This is a genomic window from Thermodesulfobacteriota bacterium (assembly GCA_040755095.1).
In the GTDB taxonomy this organism is placed as follows: domain Bacteria; phylum Desulfobacterota; class Desulfobulbia; order Desulfobulbales; family JBFMBH01; genus JBFMBH01.
Genome location: JBFMBH010000188.1, coordinates 1 through 5,869, shown reverse-complemented (window position 1 = coordinate 5,869; position 5,869 = coordinate 1). Strand labels below are relative to the sequence as shown.

3 protein-coding genes are annotated in these 5,869 nt (G+C 67.1%); 2 read left to right on the top strand and 1 reads right to left on the bottom strand.

Features of this window, described 5'->3' with window-relative positions; all coding sequences use genetic code 11:
• The first annotated feature begins 200 nt into the window (after positions 1-200).
• The gene (gene pglZ / locus AB1634_18315) at positions 201-1,868 is read left to right on the top strand and encodes a BREX-1 system phosphatase PglZ type B (GenBank protein ID MEW6221469.1); all 1,668 of its coding nucleotides are present in this window, start codon (positions 201-203) and stop codon (positions 1,866-1,868) included.
• Positions 1,865-3,913 carry a BREX system Lon protease-like protein BrxL gene (brxL, locus tag AB1634_18310; protein ID MEW6221468.1) on the top strand — a complete coding sequence of 683 codons (2,049 nt, stop codon included), beginning with the start codon at positions 1,865-1,867 and terminating at the stop codon, positions 3,911-3,913. Before pglZ ends, brxL begins: the two co-directional genes overlap by 4 nt.
• A gap of 186 nt (positions 3,914-4,099) precedes the next feature.
• On the opposite strand, the gene AB1634_18305 is transcribed toward brxL, so the two are convergent.
• A complete protein-coding gene (locus tag AB1634_18305) occupies positions 4,100-5,662 on the bottom strand; it encodes a M12 family metallo-peptidase (protein MEW6221467.1) in 1,563 nt (520 codons plus the stop codon).
• Between the last annotated feature and the right edge of the window lie 207 nt (positions 5,663-5,869).

Genomic DNA, 5,869 nt, shown 5'->3' with positions numbered 1-5,869 from the left:
CGCGAGCCGGCAAAAAACGGCCTGGTCCATCCTCAGCCCCGCAGACGACGCATACCTCCGCCCAAACACCACCCCTGCGGCATTCCTCACCGGCCAATACTGCGGGGTTTCGGGTCGGCGGCAATACTGCAGTGGCTCGACCAGGGTGAGGCCTTCAAGGAGTCGCGAGACGAAAACGAGTGGCAGGCCCTCATTGAGGTCTGAAGTCCCAGTTCGCATTCGACCCCGAGAATCATGGCCTGCTGGCCGGCAGCACCCGGTTGGCGGAGCACGCCGGGCCGTGGAAGGCTGTCTGGGAGCGCTTCCGTGATGCCCCCCAGCGCTATCCGGGCATTCGTTTGTTGCTGCAACGGTGCAAGCCACCGATGTTTGGCCTCTTCGACGACGCCACCACTGTCGACGGCTGGCCGCAGTGGAACGAAGCCCAGGAGACCGTCCTGCGCCACGGTCTGCTGGCCCTCGACCGTCTCCCTGCCCACGAAGCGCGGACCAAAGTACTGGAGTTGGAGGCGATTCACGGTTCACGTCGGCGTTTGGTGTGGGCCGAGCTTGGCGAGGCGCCCCTGGTCTGCGGGCTGGAGCACCTGGCGGTGCTGGCCGAGACCACCCGCCAGAGCTTGGCGGCGGGAGCTCTGACGGATTTGGCGGCCGGATATCGCAGCCAGGGCTGGAGGGCCGACGATGCCCTTCTCCGGGCCCTGGGTCACATCGAGACCACCCAGGACTTCAAGGCGGTGGCCGTGGCCATCCGGGCGATCTACCTGCCGTGGGCCGAAGAGTCCGCCCGCTATTTGCAAGATCTCTGGAAGAAGCAAGGGCCGAAAGCCGCCCATGGCAACGACCGGGGCGGCGGCAGTCCGGAATGCGTGCTGTTTGTGGACGGCTTGCGATTCGACTGTGCCAAAAGGCTCGTCTCGTTGCTGAAGCGGGGTGGCTTTGCCATCGAGGAGCGGGAGAGATGGGCAGCGCTGCCAACGGTGACCGGCACCGGGAAACCAGCCGTGGCACCGCTGGTCAAGGAAAACGCCATCGCCGAGGAGCCGGGGGTGTACAACTTCGATCCGTTGACCCCCTATCAATTGAGGAAGGCCCTGGAGCAGAACGGCTGGACCATCCTGGACCGGAAAGCCTCCGTACCGGCCATGACCGCTGTTGACCCGCCGCGCCTCTGGGTCGAATGCGGCGACCTGGACCACGAGGGTCATGACCGGGGCTGGAGGCTCGCCCGCCAGGTGGACGTCCTGTTGGCGGAGGTGCACGAACGGATCGCGGCCCTGGTAGCGGCCGGCTGGAAGCGGGTGCGCATCGTGACCGACCATGGGTGGCTGCTGTTGCCAGGCGGCTTGCCGAAGGTCGATCTGCCGGCCAGCGTGGTCGAAAGCAAGTGGGGGCGCTGTGCGGCCATCAAGCCTGGCGCATCCACCGACGCCCAGGAGTTTCCGTGGCACTGGAATTCGCATCAGCATGTTGCCCTGGCCGACGGCGCCGGTTGCTTCCGCAAAGGGGAGGAATACGCCCATGGCGGGATCAGCCTCCAGGAGTGTCTGACCCTGGAGTTGACCGTCACCGGCGCCAAGGCGAGCGCCGGCGGCCAGGTTATCTTGACCGATGTCGTCTGGAGGGGGCTTCGCTGCACGGTGGGAGTGGAGGGAGATTGCGCCGGCCTTGCTCTGGATATCCGTACCCGGCCGGGCAACCCCGACTCCAGCGTGGTGTTCGGCTTGAAGCCGCTCAAGGAGAATGGCACCGCCTCCGTGGTCGTTGCGGACGAGGACCTTGAAGGGCGCGATGCCGTCGTGGTGTTGATCGACAAGAACGGTGGCTTGGTGGCCCAGCTCGTTACGGTGATTGGGGGAGGGAGGTCATGATCGAGCTCGACCGGATCGATAGGCAGGCGGCCTCGTCGCTGGAAGGATATCTCGTCCGCAAGGACCTGGTCCGGACCTTCAGCCGGCAGTTTCCGGTGCCGACCTACGTGGTGGAATTCCTCCTGGGCCGCTACTGCGCCAGCACCGACCAGGACGAGATCGAAGAGGGGCTGGAGATCGTCCGGCGCCAGTTGGCCGACCGTACCGTCAAGGCCGGGGAGGAGGAGCTGTTCAAGTCCCGCGCCCGGGAAAAGGGCGAGGTCAAGGTCATCGATCTCATCACCGTCCGCCTCGACGCCAGGACCGACTCCTACCTCGCCACCATCCCCAGCCTGCAACTGAAGGACGCACGGATCGAGGCCGAACTGGTCAGCCGGCATGAGCGGATGCTGACCGGCGGTTTCTACGCCGAGATCACTCTCGACTACGACGCGGTCATCGCCCAGGAACGAGGGGGGCGACCCTTCGGGGTGCGAGCCCTGCGGGAAATCCAGCTCTCCAGGCGGGATGTTCTCGATGTCCTGGCGGCGGCCCGAAGCCACTTCCACACCGAGGAGTGGAAGTGTTTCCTGCTCCGGTCAATCGGCATCGAGCCGGGCAGCCTCTCCGAACGGCAGAAGAACGCCCTGCTGCTGCGCATGGTCCCCTTTGTCGAGCGCAACTACAACCTGGTGGAACTGGGTCCGCGGGGAACCGGCAAGAGCCATCTGTTCCAGCAGGTTTCACCCTACGCTCACCTGATCTCGGGCGGGAAGGCCACCGTGGCCCGGATGTTCGTCCACATGGGAACGGGGCAGCGGGGTCTGGTCTGCCAGTACGACGTCGTCTGTTTCGACGAGGTCTCCGGCATCTCCTTCGATCAGAAGGACGGCGTGAACATCATGAAGGGCTACATGGAGTCCGGGGAGTTCAGCCGCGGCAAGGAGAGCATCCGCGCCGACGGCAGTATCGTCATGGTCGGGAATTTCGACGTGGATGTCGAGCACCAGCAACGGATCGGCCATCTCCTTGGCCCCATGCCCCCTGAGATGCGCGACGATACCGCCTTCATGGACCGCGTCCATGCCTACCTGCCGGGCTGGGACGTGCCGAAGATCAGCAAGGATCTGCTGACCGACCACTTCGGCCTAGTGAGCGATTTCCTCTCCGAATGCTGGAGCCGGCTTCGCAGCCAGAGCCGGGTGGGGCAGCTCCAGGGCCGGGTCTTCTTCGGCGGGGCGCTTTCCGGCCGCGACACCAATGCCGTCAACAAGACGGTCAGCGGCCTTCTGAAGCTGCTTTATCCCGGCAGCGGGGATAATGTCCCGGAGGAAGATCTGGAATGGGCGGTGCGAATCGCCATGGAGGCGCGACGCCGGGTGAAGGAGCAGCAGAAGCGCATCGGCGCGGCCGAGTTCCGGAACACCCATTTCAGCTATGTGGTCGGCGCGGACGGCGTCGAGAAATTCGTCTCCACCCCCGAGCTGCAGGGCGAAAACAGTATCGGTGGCGATCCCCTTGAGCCTGGCCAGGTCTGGACCATCAGCCCCGGCGGCATGGACGAGCATCCCGGCCTCTACCGCATCGAGATCAACGAAGGCCCAGGCTCCGGGCTGAAGATCCTCAACAAGCCGGTGCCGCCCGCCTTCCGCGAGAGCATGGGCTGCGCGGAGCAGAACCTCTATGCCCGCTCAGCGCACCTGGTGGGTGACAAGGACCCCCGGCACCACGAGTTCACCGCTCAGCTCCGGGCCTTTGACGTCGCAAAATCCGGTGCCAAGGTGGGGGTGGCGGCCCTGGTCGCCCTGTGCACCTCGCTCCTCAAGAAGAGCGTGCGAGGCGGCCTCGTCATCGTCGGCGAGATCAACCTTGGCGGCTCCATCGAACCGATCCACCACCCGGTGACGATAGCCGAGATCGCTGTCGAGAAGGGCGCCACCGCACTTCTCATGCCGGTTGCCTGCCGCCGGCAGCTCTTGGACCTTTCGGACGATATGGCCACGAAGATCGACATCCAGTTCTACTCGGATGCGCGGGACGCCCTGTTGAAGACGATGGTTGAGTAGAATGTCTCTTCCCTGGCTCCAGCGCCTTACAGGCGCCTGAAGCGGACTCTCGACGCACTCGTGAAGACCGGCGAGGTTTTGTGGGAAGGAAAGACGCACGCCCGCAGGTCCTGGCTGGCCCCATGACTGGACCTGCACCGCAAATTTCCGAAGGGTGACCACAGGTCACGGGGGCAGGGGTAGCGCTCACCGCACCTCCACCGCCACCGTATCCACCTGGGCTTCGCCGCCGCTGACCACGGCAAAATGGAAGAAGGAGCTGCCGGCGGGCAGGGTGTCCTGGAAGATGGTGGTGGTGGCCACGTCCAGCAGGGGGTAGCGGAGCAGCCGCCTGAAGCCGGAGCGCCAGGCGCCGGACAGGACCAGGGAGGACAGGGGGCTGGCCGGCGTCTGGCGGACGATGTACCAGTCGGCGGTCTGGCCGGCGCCATCGTTGGCCGCCAGGACGACGGTCACCGCCACCGGGCTGCCCGCCCCCACGGCCAGTGGTCCGTCCTGGCCATTGGCCTTGACGTCCGGCTGCGGAGGCTGGGCGATGCCGGGCCGGAAGGCGGCGACGATGGTGCGGGTGCTGTTGATGGTGCGGGCGTTGTCTGCGGCATCCGACCGGCCGGCAGCGACGCCGGTGGCATAGCCGCGGTAGGAGATGTTGGGATTGGAGAAGTACGGGATGCCCGGCGTATCGTAGCTCATGACCGTGGCCAGGATGCCGGGGACGTCGTAGCCGTAGGAGTAGGCATAGGCCCCCCCCGACCCAGAGGCGTGGTCCCGGTCGTGGGCGCAGCCCAGGTTGTGGCCCAGTTCGTGGGCCAGGGAGGTCTCCAGGCAGTAGTAGCCGGTGCCCTCGCTCTGCAGCCGCACCTCGACGACGCTGAACGCCAAGGTCGCGAACTGGGCGCCCAGCCACTCCGGGGTCATGATCCAGCCGTAGCCGCAGCCGCCGCTGCCGGCATAGACCCGGAGGAGGCTCACCAGGTCGGCGCCGTAGGTGTTGCGGAGGGTGGCGGCGGTGCTGTCGTCGGTGAGGGCGTCCAGGGCCGAGGCGCCGGCGATCCCTTCCCGGGCCGCGGCCAGGTCGTAGCGGGCGGTGCCGGCGAGCCGCAGGCGGGTGGCGATCTGGCTGTTCGTGTAGCAGGTGTTGGCCACATCCACCTGGTGCTGGATGACCGTCCCCAGGGTGCTGCCGTAGCGGCTGGCCATGGCCGGGGTGTAGAGGACCAGGAGGTCCAGCACCGAGCCGTCATCAACCGCGGCTGCCTGCCGCTGCCGGGCCGGCGGTGGGGGCTGGCCGGGGGGCAGCCGGGCATCGTCGGCAAACGGCGGCACCGCCCCGGGGTCCCGGGGCAGGGCCAGGTAGCCACCAGCCACCGGCTCCACGGCATAGGCCCTTTGGCCGAGAACCACTTGGCCCATAAGGATGCCGTCCACGGCGGTGAGAACAACGCTCGATCCCGCCTCGCCTTCCACGCTCCCGAACCAGGAGAAGTCCCCCTCCCCCCGCAGCACCAGCCGCTGCCGGCGACAGACCACCTGCCGCTCCGGCAGCGCGGCCCCCACCAGCACCGGCCCGTCAACCGCCCCCAGGAGACCCAGGTCCACCTGGACCGCCAGGGCAGACCGGTCATGGCCCATGGGCTGGCGGCCGGCGGCCGGCCGGATAGCCAGGGGCGCCCCGGCCTGGGCCAGCGGCGCCCAGACCGTCGCGATCAGCACCCACAACAAGACGCCGCTCTTCATGGCTCGGCTCATGGCTGTTCCTCCTGCCCGTCAGGGCTTCTGGCGGGCAGGCGGTCTGCCGGCCCTCTTCCGATTGTAGCCCCTTTGGCCGCCGGTGGCCAGACGACCGCCGGCCCTTTTCCTTGACGGTCCAGGTAGAGACCCAGGGCATTCTGGCCGACATGGTCCAGCTCCGGGTGCGCTGATCCCGCGCCCGGCCCCGGGGCGGCCGCCTGCTGG